General features: G+C 66.9%; 13 protein-coding genes and 1 pseudogene. 4 read left to right on the top strand and 10 right to left on the bottom strand.

The genetic code is table 11. The features are described from left to right. Window positions 1-94: 94 nt before the first annotated feature. Window positions 95-253: pseudogene (locus ABIB25_RS26310) on the top strand (cupin); the annotation flags it as partial. A gap of 88 nt (window positions 254-341) precedes the next feature. Here ABIB25_RS26310 and ABIB25_RS26305 read toward each other — a convergent pair. Beyond that, window positions 342-992: a hypothetical protein gene (locus tag ABIB25_RS26305; RefSeq protein ID WP_354531486.1), complete on the bottom strand. Its 651-nt coding sequence runs from the start codon at window positions 990-992 to the stop codon at window positions 342-344. Between the two features lie 297 nt (window positions 993-1,289). On the opposite strand from ABIB25_RS26305, the gene ABIB25_RS26300 reads away from it, so the two are divergent. Then, on the top strand, window positions 1,290-1,703 hold the full coding sequence (locus ABIB25_RS26300) for a DUF302 domain-containing protein (RefSeq protein WP_354531485.1): 414 nt from the start codon (window positions 1,290-1,292) through the stop codon (window positions 1,701-1,703). A gap of 238 nt (window positions 1,704-1,941) precedes the next feature. Here ABIB25_RS26300 and ABIB25_RS26295 read toward each other — a convergent pair whose 3' ends face one another. After that, complete coding sequence (locus ABIB25_RS26295; RefSeq protein WP_354531489.1) at window positions 1,942-2,544, bottom strand: DUF305 domain-containing protein; 603 nt, start codon at window positions 2,542-2,544, stop codon at window positions 1,942-1,944. A 165-nt stretch (window positions 2,545-2,709) separates the two neighbouring features. Beyond that, window positions 2,710-5,178 carry a heavy metal translocating P-type ATPase gene (locus ABIB25_RS26290; protein WP_354531484.1) on the bottom strand — a complete coding sequence of 823 codons (2,469 nt, stop codon included), beginning with the start codon at window positions 5,176-5,178 and terminating at the stop codon, window positions 2,710-2,712. A gap of 313 nt (window positions 5,179-5,491) precedes the next feature. On the opposite strand from ABIB25_RS26290, the gene ABIB25_RS26285 reads away from it, so the two are divergent. Next, window positions 5,492-5,920: a hypothetical protein gene (locus tag ABIB25_RS26285; RefSeq protein ID WP_354531483.1), complete on the top strand. Its 429-nt coding sequence runs from the start codon at window positions 5,492-5,494 to the stop codon at window positions 5,918-5,920. 62 nt (window positions 5,921-5,982) lie between these two features. Here the strand turns inward: ABIB25_RS26285 and ABIB25_RS26280 are convergent, their stop codons facing one another. The 7 genes from ABIB25_RS26280 to ABIB25_RS26250 all read right to left on the bottom strand — a co-directional run bounded on the left by ABIB25_RS26280 (window position 5,983) and on the right by ABIB25_RS26250 (window position 14,072). Continuing rightward, window positions 5,983-6,282 (bottom strand): DUF4342 domain-containing protein, encoded by a 300-nt coding sequence (locus tag ABIB25_RS26280; RefSeq protein ID WP_354531482.1) that lies wholly within the window; start codon window positions 6,280-6,282, stop codon window positions 5,983-5,985. Window positions 6,283-6,538: 256 nt separating this feature from the next. Beyond that, a complete protein-coding gene (locus ABIB25_RS26275; protein ID WP_354531481.1) occupies window positions 6,539-7,708 on the bottom strand; it encodes a DUF6544 family protein in 1,170 nt (389 codons plus the stop codon). Window positions 7,709-7,742: 34 nt separating this feature from the next. Next, on the bottom strand, window positions 7,743-10,295 hold the full coding sequence (locus ABIB25_RS26270) for an ABC transporter permease (RefSeq protein ID WP_354531480.1): 2,553 nt from the start codon (window positions 10,293-10,295) through the stop codon (window positions 7,743-7,745). A 1-nt stretch (window position 10,296) separates the two neighbouring features. Then, entirely contained in the window at window positions 10,297-11,088 is a 792-nt protein-coding gene (locus ABIB25_RS26265) for an ABC transporter ATP-binding protein (RefSeq protein WP_354531479.1), read from the bottom strand. A gap of 739 nt (window positions 11,089-11,827) precedes the next feature. Next, window positions 11,828-12,556: a hypothetical protein gene (locus ABIB25_RS26260; protein ID WP_354531478.1), complete on the bottom strand. Its 729-nt coding sequence runs from the start codon at window positions 12,554-12,556 to the stop codon at window positions 11,828-11,830. Then, window positions 12,553-13,821, bottom strand: coding sequence for an Acg family FMN-binding oxidoreductase (locus ABIB25_RS26255; protein WP_354531477.1), 1,269 nt, complete (start codon window positions 13,819-13,821; stop codon window positions 12,553-12,555). The genes ABIB25_RS26260 and ABIB25_RS26255 overlap by 4 nt, the downstream gene beginning before the upstream one ends. 86 nt (window positions 13,822-13,907) lie before the next feature. After that, a complete protein-coding gene (locus ABIB25_RS26250) occupies window positions 13,908-14,072 on the bottom strand; it encodes a hypothetical protein (protein WP_354531476.1) in 165 nt (54 codons plus the stop codon). 567 nt (window positions 14,073-14,639) lie between these two features. Here ABIB25_RS26250 and ABIB25_RS26245 point away from each other — a divergent pair. Further along, window positions 14,640-16,103 carry a cation:proton antiporter domain-containing protein gene (locus ABIB25_RS26245; protein ID WP_354531475.1) on the top strand — a complete coding sequence of 488 codons (1,464 nt, stop codon included), beginning with the start codon at window positions 14,640-14,642 and terminating at the stop codon, window positions 16,101-16,103. Window positions 16,104-16,621: the final 518 nt, after the last annotated feature.

The following is a 16,621-nucleotide window of genomic DNA, read 5'->3' as shown; positions in this document are numbered from 1 at the left end:
CTACCGCCGCCCAGTCGAAACTTTCGAAGACACGCTGGACGCTATTCGCGGATTGATATTCTTTCAACTCGCCACAGCCTTATGAATAGACCTCATACTGCAAGGAACGATCACCGACCACCGAAATGTAGGCGCGACGGACTACGGACCAGGAGTGGGCTGGCCAGAGGACCGGAACACCGCACACTGGCTCGAGAACAGAGGAACAATTCCTGCGATCGAGATCTCTGTCGATATAGTCGGGCCAGAGTAAGCCGGGTTCCGACATCCACCTGGACTTGTTCGTGCACAACGGTCAAGATCCTTTCGTCGCGGGTCAGGCGGCTCAGGTCGGCGGCTGTTCAGTTGACCGTGAATTCCTGGTGCATCCCGTCGGCGTAGTGGTTCTGCAGGTTGCACACCACTTCGTAACGGCCGGGGGCAAGGGTCAACGTCACCCAGCCGACCTGCCCTGCGGTGATGCCCTGACCCGCCCCTGCGGCGCAGCTACCTGACGCCTCGCCCAGGCTGCCCTTCTCGGCGACCTTGCCGTCGGGCCCGACGACCCGTTGGCCGGCGGTGGCGCCCTCGGTCAGCGGGAGAATCACCAGCTCGTGGGTGCGCCACCCGACGTTGGATGCCACCAGGCTGACCTGGCCCGCAGTGACGGTGGCCGGGCTGGCGTTCAGCATCATGCGGGAGCCCATCGGTGCGATGCCGCCCATCATCGCCGTCATACCCATGTCGGCCAAGGTGACGTCGACCCGTTGCCCGGCAAGTGAACTGGGGGCGGAGCAGGACACCGGCGAGTAGGTGTAGCCCGGACCCGCCGCCATCATGCCGGGATAGCCGTGCTGGCTGGTCGCGTTCCCACCCATCATTCCTGCGCCGCCCTGAGCACCGGACTGACTGCTACCGGCGGCTTGACCGCTGCCGCAGCCGGCCACCGACAGGCCCAACAGGAGCAAGAGGGAAAGGACACTGGAACGCCGAGGCATCGAAGAGGTGATCATTCCTCCAGCACACCATGTTCTGCGCTGCAGAGATGTGGCACAACGGCTCTCGTGCTGGAGCGCCGGCCCAGGACGTCGATGACCTTCGGCACTTGATTTCTTCCCGCACCGTCGATGGGGCACCGCTTGGCACATTGGGTTCACTTCTTCGATTCGAGGGGTCAGCACACTGCGGGTCTATACCCCTGGGGGTATAGTGAGCTTCACGACGGTCGATGGCCCTGCCCGCGCTGGAATCCAGCACGAACCCGGCCATCGACGACTACCCGACCCGGCCGTCGAACCCCAGGAGAGAACATGTCCTACGCCCTCACCACCACGGTCCCCCGACCGTTCGATTCCGTCTTGGCACAGGTCCGGAGCGCTCTGGCTGGAGTGGGCTTCGGAGTCCTCACCGAGATCGACATCCAGCAGACCCTCAAGAACAAGCTGGACGTCGACGTCCCGGCGCAGATCATCCTCGGTGCTTGCCGGCCTTCGCTGGCCTACGCTGCCCTGCAGGCCGAGCCGTCGATCGGACTGCTACTGCCGTGCAACGTCGTCGTGCGGGCGCTGGGCGATGCATCGACTGCAGTCGAGGCGATGGACCCGCAGGTGATGGTCGGCCTCACCGGAAACACTGGTCTCGAGGCCGTGGCCGCCGAAGCCGGGACGCGGCTGCGTGCCGCACTCGACTCCCTCGACGCCGCCCCGGTCACGGCGGCTCACTGACTGTTCAGCGCCAACGGTTTTCGGGCGGGCCGTTCCCCACTTCACGACGAGGAGACAGACGCTGGTGGAACCGGCACCAGCGAAGTCCTCGCCGCCGTCGGCAAGGCGATCGACCATGCCGGATGTGCTGTCATCTCCATCGGGCTCGAACAGTGCCTGCTGGAATCCGGCGGACAGGACAGCCTCGACACCGCTGGCAATGGAGAGGATGCTCCTGTCCCTGGCCTGAACACAGGGGTCATGGAGTCGCCTTCATCCTCTGCAAATCGGCGACCTGCTGGCCTTGAGCCGCGATGATCGCCTCGGCCATCGTCAGTACGGCCGGGTTGGCGCCGTTCATCATCTCCCGGCGTGAGAGCCCGATTGCCCGCTGATGGGCATCGATCATCAAATCGAGGAAGCGGAGGTCGAAATCGCGGCTTTTCAACGGTTTCAGCTGTGACCACAGGTCAGTGGTGACCGCGGCTGTTCCGGTAGCTACGGCAGTCGGGGTCCAGGCCGCGAGCCAGCTGTTGATCTCGGTGAACTCCGGGAGCTGTTGGGCGGCGACGCGGCGCGCCATGGTCCGTACGCGCTCGTTGCCGGAGCGCCGCACAGCCACTGCGGCCAGCGCCAGGGATTCTCGGTGATGGGTGAGCATCTGTTGGGCGAATTCGACATCCTGCGGCAGGTGCGGACCATACGGCCCGGCCTCGAACGTCCGAGTAGAAATACCCGTGGCCCTGGGCGGAGTCGAGCGTGTCGGGAAAGAGGCGTCCGGTTCACGGACAGGAGGGGCCGCGGTGCTCGGTGTCGACCGGCGTGACAGCGAAATACTCTGCGGCGACGCCGCTTTGGGCACAGCCGCCGCAGCAACGGTTGATTGATCCGAGGCTGCAGCTCCGACAGCCGTCGGTCCTCGAGTGGTGGTGCAGCCCCCGAGCAGGACGAGGCCCGATGCAGCGGCTGCGGCAAGAAGGGCGGAAGGTAGTTTACCGGGGATCACGGCTCGACCGGGTTCCGCATGTCAGCCCTGTTGGCCGGGGGAACCGGCGACGGCTGGTGGTGGTGCAGCGGACACGGCCGGCGTCATCGCCGGCGCAGGGGTCGTGTGGGTCGCTGTGGGCAGTTTCAGCCTCTTGAGGGTCAACGCGTTGACCGCGACGAGCACGCTGGATCCGGCCATGGTGATGGCCGCGATCTCCGGTCTCAGCACCAAGCCGAACGCCGGCTCGAAGACTCCTGCCGCGATCGGCAGGGCGACGGAGTTGTAGCCGATCGCCCACCAGAGGTTCTGCTTCATCTTGCGGACCGTCCCCCGCCCGATCCGAAGGGCAATCGCCACATCCAGCGGATCCGAGCGCATCAGCACCACATCGGCGGTTTCCACCGCGACGTCCGTTCCGGCCCCGATGGCGATACCGAGATCGGCCTGTGCCAGCGCCGGCGCGTCGTTCACGCCGTCACCGACCATCGCGACCCGGCGACCCGCCGCCATCAGTTCCTCGATCTTCGCGGCCTTGTCGCCCGGCAGGACGTCTGCGATCACCGTGGTCACACCCAGTTCGGCGGCGATCCGTCGGGCGGTAGCTGCATTGTCACCGGTGAGCATGACCACTTCGACCCCCAGCTGCGCAAGCTCGGCCACGGCGGCCGCCGACGTCGGACGAACGGCATCGGCAATACCGATCACCGCGACCGCGCGGCCGTCCACCGCTGCCATGACGGCGGTGCGCCCACCGGACGCGATGGCTCTCTGTTGGTCGCCCAGCACCCCGAGATCGACGTGCTCCGCGGCCATCAGACGGGTGTTGCCGACCGCGACCCGGCGACCCTGCACGGTGGCGACCGCGCCCTGCCCGGGCACACTGACAAATTGCTCCGCCTCCCAACGGCGACCCTGCGCCGAGTCGGCTCTGCGGACCACCGCCTGGGCCAGGGGGTGTTCTGATTCCCGTTCTACTGCGGCGATCAGCGCGAGAGCATCGGCCTCGGGCATGCCCTCCACGAGCAGGTCGGTCACCTCGGGTGCGCCGACGGTGAGGGTGCCGGTCTTGTCCATCACCACGACGTCGATCTTCTGTGATGTCTCGATGGCGGTGGCGTTCTTGAACAACACGCCGCGCGCCGCCCCGAGGCCGGTACCCACCATGATTGCGGTCGGGGTGGCCAGCCCCAGAGCGTCGGGGCAGGTCACCACCACGACGGTGATCGCGAACAGCAGCGCCTCGCCCGCGGTACGCCCGACCAGCAGCCAGGCCACGAAGGTGACCAGACCACCGATCAGGGCCACCAGCACCAGCCAGAACGCCGCCCGGTCGGCGAGGCGCTGTCCCGGTGCCTTGGAGTTCTGTGCCTCCTGGACCAGTTTGACGATCTGCGCGAGGGCGGTGTCCGCGCCGACCTTGGTCGCCCGGACCCGCAGGGTGCCGGTGGTGTTGATGGTGGCTCCGACCACCTCGTCGCCGGGACCCTTGTGCACCGGCAGGCTCTCACCGGTCACCGTGGATTCATCGACGTCACTCTCGCCCTCGTCAACGGTTCCGTCGGAGGCGATCTTCGCGCCGGGCCGGACCAGCAACAGGTCTCCGACGACGACCTGATCGGTGGGGATCTCGACGGTTCCGCCGTCGCGCACCACCAGCGCCACCGGGGGAGCAAGTTTGAGCAACGCCCGGACCGCTTCGTTCGCTCCCCCACGAGCCCGCATCTCGAAGTAGTGACCCAACAGGACGAACGCCGTCAGGATGGTGGCCGCCTCGTAGAAGACATCCCCCCCGCCGGTCAGGGTCACCCCGACCGAGTAGACCCAGCCCGCACCGACCGCCACCGCCACCAGCACCATCATGTCCAAGGTGTGCGCCCTGAGCGCCCTGACGGCGCCGGCGAAGAATATCCCCGCCGAATAGCCGACCACCGGGAGGCTCAGAATGAGTTGGAAGACGTCGTCGCGTAGCCCGAAAGGCGCCGGCACTGTGAAACCCAGGACGTCACGCCCGATCCGGGACCACAACGTGATGAGCGCACCCAACACCACAGCAACCAGGAAACGGTTCCGCATGTCCCGGATCATCGAGGCCATCGACATCTCGCCGTGACCACCGTGGCCCATCACCTCGCTCGGGCTACCCAGGCGATCAGCGCCGCCCATTGCGGCATGAGCGCTGTTGCCACTGTCCTCTGTCGCGGGGGTTGGGGCGGGACCTGTCGATCGATGCTCGGCGGCCCCCTCTGCTGGACAGATGTGGTCGGGAACAGACTCGCCGCGGCAGTGGTAGCCGCAGTCTCGGATCCACCCGGCGAGGTCGGCCACCGTGGTGCGGGCGGAGTCGTAGCTCACGGTCGCAGTCTGGGACACCGGGTTCACCTGCACAGCAACCACACCCGGCCGTCGTCCCAACACGGCCTCGGCCACATTCTTCTCACTCGCCCACTGCAGACCGTCGAGCTCCAGGACCACCGTGCGCGAGCTCGAGCCTGGGATGTTCGTGTCCATGTCAACTCCGTTGGAAATTCTGTCCTACGAACCCACGCAGGCGAGCTTGGTCAACTCTGTCAGAGTTGATGGTCGTCGGCGCGTGGCGCGAGCAGTCCCGTCCAGCAACCAGGGAGTGACGTCGTCGCCCAGAACAGGCCGCTGATGACCGCATCGCAGCTGACCAGCAGGGTGCGATCCGGTCGAGCCGGGGCGCTCAGGATGTCTGGTCATGCCGATGTGCCATGGGTTTCGCTGTCCCTTTGGCCACGGAGGGGGGATGCTGATCCAGTAGGCCGAGCCGAGCACACCAACGCGATCATGAAGGACTGCAATGAATTCACATTCGAGTAGTCGATCAGAGGCGGACAAGAGGATCGAGGACGCACTAGCACGACGCGAGCGCCACGCGACGGAACGCGACCAGCGTGCAGACGAGCGGGACACCGCGCTGGATGCACGGGAGATGCGGGCAACGGCACAGGAAGCCGGTCGAGCGGATCGCGAGCTCGAGGCGAGCCACATCCTGGCCGGTGCGGCCGACCGAGATGAAGACGCCGACACCCGTGATCTGATCGCCGCCCAGCGGGATGAGGTTGCCAGCTGGGCGGCGTTCGTCTCCGAGCAAGGCGACTACGGAGTGGCGCTCAGCGCTCGACGCTCCGCGGCCTTGGACCGACTCGACTCCAAACACGATCGGGCCGCGTCGGCGCAGGACCGCACCAAACTGACGGAGACCGGCCCCGGCGCGCCGCCCAGCTGAACTGCGATGCCGCGGGCGTTGAAGTCGGGCATCTGAGTGGGGCCGTAGGCCCCACCTTGCGATCACTCGGGCTCTTTGCGGTGGACCTCGATCCTCCAGTCATTGGCCAGAGCCGCGAGTGCTCCGACGGCGGTGACGATGGGCAGCGCCACTGCGGCGACGATGCCGGCCGTCACCGGAATCTCCATCACCGTATGACCCTCGTCGTTCTTGACCACGATCCGACGGACGTTGCCTTCGTGAAGCAGCTCCTTGACTTTCGCGGCCAGCGCGTGTCCCTGAACTTTCACAGAATCCTGCGGCGTTCGCGGTTCTGGGGTGACAGCCGCGTGCTTGATGTGCTGGTCCTTGACAGTGCTCATCATTCTTTTCCTTTCGTGAACATTCAGCATGCGCCAAGCCGGCTGCCTGCCGATGGAGGCGAAAGTCCCTAGAAAGAAGGGCGATCGGCCGGCTCGCAGAGTCCCTGCTCCAGTTCGCCGACGACCAGGGTGATCGACAGAGCGGACGGTTGCGGGACACGGGTGCGTGGCTGCGACCGCGGCGACTTCCATCAGTGCGGTGTCGCCGGCCGGGTCTGGGCAGGTCCGTCGATGAGGTGGCGGGGCGACAACGGTGTCATCGAGTCTGGTTGCTGTGACCGATCTTCGGCCGGTCCCGTCGTTCCGGTGTTGCCCGGTTCCGGCGCGCGACGTTGTACGCCAACGAGAGGAGCTCGAATTCCCCGTACGTCCAGGTACCGGAGTCGGGCTGCCAGTTCACGGCGGCCCTGGTCGCAACCCGCGCCGGGCCCACCTGCGCGTAGTCCCGCAACGGCGTCGACCAGCGCAACGGGGTGATGCTACGGCCGTCGGCGGACATGGCTCCGCGGCCGTCGGCGACGAAGTCCACCAGATCCCCGCCGTCGTCGAAATGCAGCTCGGCCGCCACGGTGTTGATCCCCAGGGTGAAATGGGCTGTGACACGGTGGTCGTCCATGGGCTGCCAGGTGATATCGGGCGAGAGCAGCGCCCCCGGAGCCAGGCAGCACAAATCGTTGAACACCGTGACGGTCTCGGCGTGGGTGAGTGCGGGACCTTTCGCGTCGACCATCGAACGGATCGACAACAACCGCACCCGCATGGTCGCGCCCTCGGAATCGAAGGCGTGCAGGACATCGACCGGCAGCCCCTTCATCCTGGCGTCCATCATGAAAAAACGCTGCGGGGTGTCCACGATGTCCAACTGGTCCGCGGTGAACGTCATCCAGGCGCTGTCCGGAGTGGCGCGCATCCGACCGGTCCACGTGGCACGAAAGTCGGTCACCGGTACCCGGCCGACCACACCGGCCCGGCGGAGATACCGCTGGACCGGATCGGGGAGCAATGCGAGGTCCCCCTCCAGGATCGGGCCGCGCGCCACCGGGCGCGGCCAGGCACGTGCGAGGTCGCGCTCGAATTCGGCGCGCAGGCTCAGTGGGCCGCGCGACGCGAAGCCGTACCCGACCGCGATCAGCAGCAGCACATTGGCGACCGTACCCACCTTGGCATCCCCCCAGGAGGACACGATGACCACCTCGGAGATCACCACCGCGACCGCCCCGGGCACCCACCACCAGCGTGGCGCCACGAAGATGGCCGCGGCGGCGAGCAGACAAAGCACCGCGGCCGCCAGCCAGAGCAGGCCCATGGGGTGTGAAATGGGCTGCGCGAGTTGCGGTATGGCGGCCAGGTCGAATGCCTTGAGGAAGCCGAAGAGATGAATGATGCCGTGCAGCCCGAACAGCGCGGCGATGGCGATGCGGATCATGACGGTCCTATCCCTGCTGGGCAGTTGATCTGTCTCATTGGGTTGTGATGGCGCGCAGCACGCCCATCCGTGCGGCGCGGCGGGCGGGTAGGACGGCGGCCAGGACGCCGACGATCGCTGCCAGCACGACGAAGGCCAGGAGTTGGGCGACGGGGATGGACAGGACCTGGATGCCCTGACCGGACAGGGACCGCTGCAGGCTGATTCCGAAGATCAATCCGAGCCCGATGCCCAGAACTGCGCCGAGGACGGCGATGGCCACCGATTCCAGCCGGATCATCGACCGGAGCTGCCGTCGGCTCATCCCGACGGCGCGGAGCAGCCCGATCTCCCGGGTGCGTTCCACCATCGACAGTGCAAGGGTGTTCACGATGCCCAGGACCGCGATGATGACGGCCAGCCCGAGCAGCGCGTAGATGATCGCGATGATCTGGTCGATCGACGCTCTGGTGGTCGCGGCGAACGCATTCTGATCCTGCAGGGTCACGGTGGGCAGGTCGGCCAATACCCTATTGATGCCCGCGGTCACGGTGACGGTGTCCGCTCCCGGTGTCCGGGTGAGGAACAGGAGCGTGTCGGCCGCGGTGATGCCGCCGGTCCGGAGGGCGGCGGGCGGCAGCACCACGTCTGCGCCGAGAAATCTCGTGGGCGCGAGGATTCCGACGATCGGCATCGTCCGAGGGCCCGCGGGCAGACCGATGATGAGCGTGTCGCCGACCTTCCAGCCTTCGGTCTCGGCTCTGGTGCTGGTCACCAGCACACCGTTGTCACCGATGTCCAGGTCACCGGATTTCACGGTCAGGGCGACAACCTTGCGCAGCGCCGTGGGGTCGAAGGATGAGACGTTGCCCTGCACGCCGTTGACGCCGGCGACGGTGACCCGGAAGCCGACGACGTCGGCGACGCCCGGCACGGCCGCGATCCTGGGGCCGATGGTCGCGGAGAACGGAGCGGGGGTGGCGTTGGAGACGACGTAGTCGGCGGTGAGGTCGGTGCGCAGGCTCTCGTCCACGCTGGACTTGGTCGATTGACCCAGGACGGCCATGGCGCTGATCAGGGCGAGACCGATCATCAACGCCGACGCGGTCGCAGCGGTGCGTCTGGGATTGCGCCGGGCGTTCTGGCGGGCGAGCACCCCGACCGTCCCGAAGAGTCGGGGAAAGGGACTGGCGATCGCGGTGACGAGTGGACGGCCGATCACCGGGCCCAGCATGACCACCCCGAGGAAGACGGCCAGAACACCCCCGCCGAGCAGCGGAATGCTACCGCCCGCGAGGAACGCCCACACCATCAACGCAGCGCCCACCGCGGTGAGCAGGCCGCCGGCGAGCATCCGCAGCTTCATCGACGATTCGGGCAGGACGGCGTTGTCCTGCATGGCCGCGATCGGCGGGACGGTACCGGCGCGGCGGGCGGGCACGTACGCGGCCAGCAGGGTGACCAGGACTCCGACGGCATAGGCAACCGCGACGGTCCGCCATTGCAGGACCAGTCCGGCCTGGCTCAGATCCAGACCGATTGCCCCGAACAGGGCCTTCAGGCCCAGGGCGAGGACAAACCCGAGAAGCAGCCCGACGGTGGAGCCCACCAGCCCGACCACGAGTGCTTCGACCAGCACGGACCGGGTGACCTGCCGGCGGGAGGCTCCCAGCGCCCGGAACAGGGCGAGTTCCTTGGTCCGTTGTGCCACGATGATCGAGAAGGTGTTGAGGATAAGAAAAGTGCCGACCACCAGGGAGATCGCGGCGAAGATCAGCAGGAAGGTGCTGCTGAAGGACAAGGATTGGGCGATCGCGGTCTGGTTCTCGGCGGCGATCTGCTCGTCGTCGACGGCCTCGAAGCCGGCGGGCAGGGCGGCGGTCACCTCGTCGCTGAGCTGCTGATTGGTCAGCGACCCGTCGCCGGTGACGGCGACCGAATTGAAGGCATCGGCGCCGCCGAGGTAGAGCCGCTGGGCGGTGGGGGTGTCCATCAGGACCAAGGTGGCCCCGACGAGATTGCCCGACCGTCCGAAGCGCACCGTGCCGACCAGGGTGGCGGTGACCGACGGTTGTCTACCGGAGGTGACCAGGTGGACGGTGTCGCCGAGGGCGTAGCCGGCGGTGGCCGCGGTCTTGTCGTCCAGCAGCACCTGTCCCGGACCGGCCGGCGCGGTGCCGGAGGTGATGGTGACGATGGCGGAACCGTCTGCGGCGGGCCCGCTGTCGTAGTTGTCGCCGATGCCCGGAGCGCCACCTCCGCTGCCGACCACTTTGCCGTTCTTGCCGATCACGAACGTGCTCTGATCCGACACCACACCCCCGGCCAGCGAAACGCCCGGCAGGGCGGCCAGGGTGGTGACCAACGCGGCCGGGATGGGCCGGGTGTCGGCGCCGGTGAAGCCACCGGCCGATGCGGCCTGGGCGTGAGCGGGGCGCACGGTGACATCAGGGGCCGTCTGCCGGAAGATGTCACCGAAAGAGTTGCTCATGGTGTCGGTGAAGACGAACGACCCTGACACGAACGCGACACCCAGGATGATCGCGAAGGTGCTCATCGCCATCCGGAGCTTTTGCGCGAGCAGGCTTTTCAGCGTTGCGTGGAGCACGTCAGCTGACCCTCGCGTGGCCGCGGGTGGGGGCGGGGCTTTTCATCCGGTCCAGGACCCGAGCGGCGGTGGGATCGGTCATCTCGTCGACGATCCGGCCGTCGGCCAGGAACAGGACGCGGTCCGCGTAGGCGGCTGCGGCCGGGTCGTGGGTGACCATCACCACGGTCTGACCGAACTCCCGGACCGAACGGCGCAGGAACGCCAGCACTTCGGCGCTGGCCGTCGAGTCCAGGTTCCCGGTGGGTTCGTCGGCGAAGATGATGTCCGGTCGGCTGGTCAACGCCCGCGCGCAGGCAACCCGTTGTTGCTGGCCGCCGGAAAGTTGACTTGGTTTGTGGTCGAGCCGGTCGGCCAGACCGAGCGTGCCGATCACCGTGTTCAGCCACTGCGGGTCCGGCTTCCGGCCCGCGATGTCCATCGGCAGGGTGATGTTCTCCATCGCCGTCAGGGTGGGAACGAGGTTGTAGGCCTGGAACACGAACCCGATGCGGTCCCGCCGGATCAGGGTCAGCTGCTTGTCGTTCAGCGTGGTGAGCTCGGCATCCCCGATGAAAACCTGCCCCGACGTCGCGTCGTCCAGCGCGGCCAGACAATGCAGCAGGGTCGATTTGCCGCACCCGGACGGGCCCATGATGGCGGTGAACTGACCACGGCCGAATTCGACGCTGACGCCGTCAAGGGCGGCCAGGGTGGTGTCGCCCGATCCGTAGACCTTGCGCAGGTCGATGGTGCGGGCGGCCGCGGCGGCAGGTCGGGCGGGGGCAGGTGCGGGGGCAGGTGCGGGGCTCATGGAGGGGTTCCAGACACTAGAGACAGCAACAGTTCAAGCCTGTGACGGCCGAGCCGGCGGCCCTGTCGAGCCGATCAACCGGTCGGCGTCGGCGGCGCCGTGATCGCGGTGGCGGTCGCGTGCCGACAAGCTCTACCGCGGCCGGTCCGACGGGGCTTCGTGACCTTCTCCTCTGATCGTGATGAACTTGATACTCCGCCGGCAACGGCTCGCAGAACAGGGCCGAAAGTCCCCTTACCTGGCTATCACGGCCGGATTTCGCGGATCGACGCAAACCTGTTATCGCAGCGGCGCCCCGTATTCTCATCTATGCAGTCCGGCCCGGTCAGGTTGCTCGAACGAGGCCAATGGCGGGTCTGCCCGATCGACTCCAACGACCAACACATCGTGGGCATCCGGGTATTACAGTCCTGGCCACAGGTGTCGTTGGACCCTATCGAGCAGATGGTGAGGAGCTCATTCTGGGCGTGGCCGCCCTCAACTCGAAGGCGTCAATCACACCCAGTTTTCAGTTCTGAGGAGAATACGAAATGACCGCCAATTCCAAGCCTCTCACGCCCGCCTCGAAATATGCTGCCGAGACGGCCGGGCTGACATCCTGGCGGGATGCCCTGACCCTCATCAGAATGGGCGTAGCCTTCTTCATCCCGTGGCCGTTCATGACCCGAGGATTGGTGGCCAGCGCCCAGCTGAGGGCTCAGCGCGCCGGCGAGCGAGCTTCCAGACGCCAGGTTCGTTCCTAGCTGCGGGTCGAGTCGGCACCTCGACTTGGCTCGGTGGCCATGAGCACAGGAGTTTCGGTGGCGCCGAATTCATCCGGGGCTCGGGGTCGGAGCGTGGACAGGCCGATGGCCAACGCCAGCACCGCCAGGACCGGGGTGGCCACGCTCCACCAGGTCAGGATGGCGAACGGCACCGTTCCGATCAGCAACAGCACCAGGCGGATCCGCCAGGCGGGCAGCGACGGCGCCACCACGAGCGCGACCCCGCCGAGCACCCCGACGGCGATCGTCATCGTCGGGCCGGCGCTGACGGCCATCAATAGTTCAAACCCGCCCAACACACTCACCAGCAGATGCCACCACATCCTCGCGACCACTTGGCGGGTACGGGCCGCGTCACCGGCGATGACGGCGTACACGCCGCCGGTGAACAGCAGCAGGCCCGGCAGATACCACAGGGCTCCGCCGGTGGAGAAGCACAGACTCCCCGGAACCAGCAGACCCGCCGCTGCGGCCAGCCGGCGTCCCGGCGTCACCTCGCTCCGCAGGGCCACCGCGGACAACACGCTGATCGCACTGAGCAGGATCGTCAGCAGACCCAGGGCGACCGGGGCGGCCTTGTGTCCGCTCCAGTGGGGGATGTGCGAGCCGAGGGTGGCCTGGATGAGGCCGGCCACGACTCCCAGCGCTCCGCCGATCAGGCCGACCACCGAGGCGATGTGCTGGTTCTGCTGCCATCGGTTCATCGGGTCACCGCGCTGACCGGGCGGCGGGGGCTGCGCAGCGCAGCCCGGACGGGGTAGCCGATCCGGAAGGTGACCAGCGGGCTCCGGCTCGGCGTGGCCAGCAGGCTCTGCAGCTGTGGCGCGAAGGTGGCCGGCAGGCCCTGTTGCCGCTCCCGGTCGATCCGTTCGGTGATCTGATTCATGTGCTGAAGTCCCATCCCGCGCGAGGTGATGGCGAGGTGGATGCGTTGCAGCAGGCGACCTCCGGTCAGTCGCTGGGCCGGGCTGTCGGCGTCGGCGATGGTGATGACGCCGTAGGCGGCGGCGGTGGCGGTGTGCACGGTGCGGGTCTGCTCGAGCCAGAATTTGTCGCCCGCCGTCCGCGAGGTGGCGGGCAGGATCTTGCCAAGGGCCAGCGTGAGCGGGGACAGACCCTGTGCGTCCAGGGTCGGCCCGTCGGCGTGCTGGTCGATGTCGTCACGGTTGTTCCGGAACCAGGACAGTGACTCCACCGACTGCCCCAGATCGGCGATGAAAGCCTCCGTCGCAGCCAGGATCAGGGCGGTCAGGGCCCCCTTGTCCGCCTCGGAGGTGAACCAACGCACCGCGACACCATCCAGGCCGGCCGCCTGAGCATCCAGGCTGTCGAGCACGGAGGAGGGCACGGCCTGCGGCCGGTAGGGGCCGCGGTTGGAGTGGCGGTCACCGATCGCCTCGTACAGGCCCGACCCGGCCGCAGCTCCTCCCGTCAGCAAGACCGTGGCCAGATGGGTCGGATCTGCCGGCTCCGGCAGCAGGGTTACGGTGTTGCCGAGGCCTCTCGCGTTGAGTCCCAGGACGAGATTCTCCACTGCACAACCCATTCCGGTGTTGTGTTCCCGATCGAACGGGTCGACCGCCGGCATCCCCCGGGTCGGGTCGGCGAACACCTCGACGCTGGTGGGATTCACGTGGAACAGCCAGGGTTGGGTGTTGTGCGGATTGGCGGCCAGGATCGCGGCGCCGACCGCGCCCAGCGGAGTCGCGTCCTGCCGCCATGACGACCAGGGATCGTAGGCCCGGCCCGAACCCGAGTCCAGCACGCCATTGTCGAACACCCGATAACTCAGCACGCCCGTACCGGCGACCAGCACGGTGACACCGCCGAGACCAAGCAGTTGCAACGCCGACCGCCGCGACAAAGTGGCCGCCGGGCCGCCCAACGGCAGACTGGAATTCTCCGCCGCCACCTGATCGGCTGTGGGCGTGACCATGTTCTTCTCCCTCGCGGCTTCGCTGCTCGGCACGAGGAGATCCCTCGCCCGGGGAGCCGGACTCCGCCTGAAACTCCCACCAGCTCAAGCCTTGGGGCCCGCCCCGCTCGGTCATAGGGTCAAAAGTCCCAGCCGCCACCACCGAAAGACCACTGCACCAGCGCGCCGAGCAGAAAACGACGTGCCGGAAGCACGGAATGAGGATCGATTGGACATACATTGCGCCATCGGCTCATATCCAAATCCACAGCGTCCATCTCGACGATCCGGTCAACGGCGAGCAAGCTGGAATCTTCAACCAGATTTTGAAGACGACACGGCAAGCGTCACTTCGGAGCGCTCGCGCTGAGCAATGGTCACCCGTCGCGCAACGCCCTGGGGCGAAATTCGGAGTAGCGTCAGTCGAATATCACGATCTGTGGCGCAAGGCCACTGATCGCAACTTCGCTGGCGGTGGGTCGCGGCCGCTGTTGACAGCCCGGGTCGGCGCGCGGGCCGAGGAACCGGAGGGCTTGTGCATGCATTCGGGTACTCGGTGTCGAGTCTTCGCCTTAAGCTTCAGCTAGCCATATCAGCCGAGTCCGAAGAACAACTATTGCAGGATTGGGTGCTCTGGCAACGCGTCCGCGGTATGTCCGACAAGACCACCACCGACCGACTCACCGTCATCCGCCGAATCCCCGAATCCGCGCCATCGCCCCTCAAGGTGTCGACCGGTTCCTGACCTCCACCGTGATGCCGCGGTGGCCGGTGGAATCGACGTGACCGGCTTGGGTAGGACCGGGTGGCGATAGCGGTGGCACAGCTCATGGACAATTCGACGATGAGCACTGCGAGGGTCGGAACCTACGGTGGGTGACGCGCGGCCGTTCGCGTTGCTGATCGGGTTGTTGGCCGCAGCGATCCTGTTGGCGGTGCTGGCCAACCGGGTCAGCGACCGGATCCGGGGGCCCGCGCCGGCGCTGTTCCTGGTCGTGGCCGCCGCCGCATCCGACCTGTTCCCAAAGCTAGGCCGTTTTTCCCCGCACACCAACGAGCGCATCGTCACCGTCGCGCTGATCTTCGTACTCTTCGACGGCGGCATGCACATCGGCTGCAAGCGGTTCAGGACGTCCGCCGGCGCGGTGGTCTGGATCGGCGTCGCCGGCACCGTAGTGACCGCCGGGGCGTTGGCCGTCACCGCTCACCTGCTGTTCGGCTTCACCTGGACCACCGCCATGCTGATCGGAGCGGCGCTGTCCCCGACCGACCCGGCCGTGGTGTTCTCCGTTCTCGGCCAACGTGAAATCCAGGGCCGGGCCGGCACCATCCTGGAAGGCGAATCGGGTGCCAACGACCCGGTCGGCATCGCCTTGATAGCCGTGCTGCTGGGCACCACCGGCGGCGGGATCACCGCATTTGCCACTGGTCTCGGCGAATTCGCGCTGCAGATGGTGGTCGGCGCAGCCGTCGGAGTCGCGGGCGGGCTGAGCCTGTCCAGATTCATGCGGATCCCGCTACCCAACGAGGCGTTGTACTCGATCCGGGCCGCAGCCGCCGCCGTGGTCATCTACGCGGCGGCGACCCTGCTGTTCGGGTCCGGATTCCTCGCCGTACTGGTCGCTGGAATTCTGATCGGCGACACCCGTGCCCCGTTCAAGAGAGAGGTGGAACGGTTCGCCTCGGGACTGTCCGGGCTGGGCGAAATCGTGGCCTTCACCGTGTTGGGCCTGTCGATCTCGATCCGCGACGCCATCCGGCCCGAGGTGCTCTTCCCCGGACTCGCCCTCGCCGCCATCCTGATCCTGCTGATCAGACCGATCCTGGTCGGCGCGGTCACCGCCGGCATCACACTGGACCGTGGCGAACGCGCCTTCGTCCTGTGGGCGGGCCTGAAAGGCGCAGTACCGATCCTGCTCGGCACCTACATCCTGGGCGCCGACGGCGCCGACGCCCGTCGCATCTACGAGATCATCTTCGTCGTCGTGCTGATCTCCGTGGTCGTCCAGGGCAGCCTGGTCCCCACCTTCGCCAAACTCCTCCGCGTTCCGATGACCACGTCGCAACCGCAACCGTTCGCGCTGGGCCTGCGGTTCACCGACGAACCGGACGGTGTCTACCGCTGCCTGGTCGCGCCAGGGGCGCCCGCCGAGGGCAGCACGGTCGCCGACCTGGATATTGGTGAAGATGCCTGGATCAACATGATCCGCCGCGACGGCCAGCTCCTGCAGATCCGCGGCACCACCATCCTGCAGGAAGGCGACGAACTGCTCGTCCAAACAGACCCCGACGTCGACCTGCGAGACCTTTTCCGCACACCGCCGACCACCGGCTGAGTCGTCGGGGTCGATGTGCCGCCCGTCTCGGCGATCAGGAGCAAAGCCCCGTCGAGATCGACACGGAACGACACGGCCTGCCGCTGAGCGACATCCACTGCCATGCTGAATGTCTCAGCGTAAACGCATCGGGGCCTGAGTATTCTGATCCGTTCCGCCGCCGCACAAGCCCTGAACCAGATTGATGGTCGAATCAATCGACGGGTCGGTGAAGTGCTCATCGACCGGCTCTTCGCCAGCGCGTTGGTCAACGCCAATGCCGGAGTACAGGCCCACCACGGGAACGCCGCGAACGGGGCCCGGCTTCAAGTCTCTCGTCACCGCATGGTGGACGGAGGGAGTCGGCGGCCCGAATTATTGCCTGGGCCTTGACCTGAACGCCGCCCACGACGGCCTCTCGATCGACCCGGCCGCTATCAACGCCGAGGCGACGGAGATCATGGCCCGCCGTGTCGCCGTCCTGCTCACGCACCACGTTGTCCACCTGGCCCCGAAACTGATGGCCACTGTCCCAGTGA

It is taken from the genome of Nakamurella sp. UYEF19, from assembly GCF_040546275.1.
Lineage (GTDB): Bacteria > Actinomycetota > Actinomycetes > Mycobacteriales > Nakamurellaceae > Nakamurella.
The sequence above is the reverse complement of the archived record's forward strand: the minus strand, read 5'-3'. Positions and strand labels throughout refer to the sequence as shown.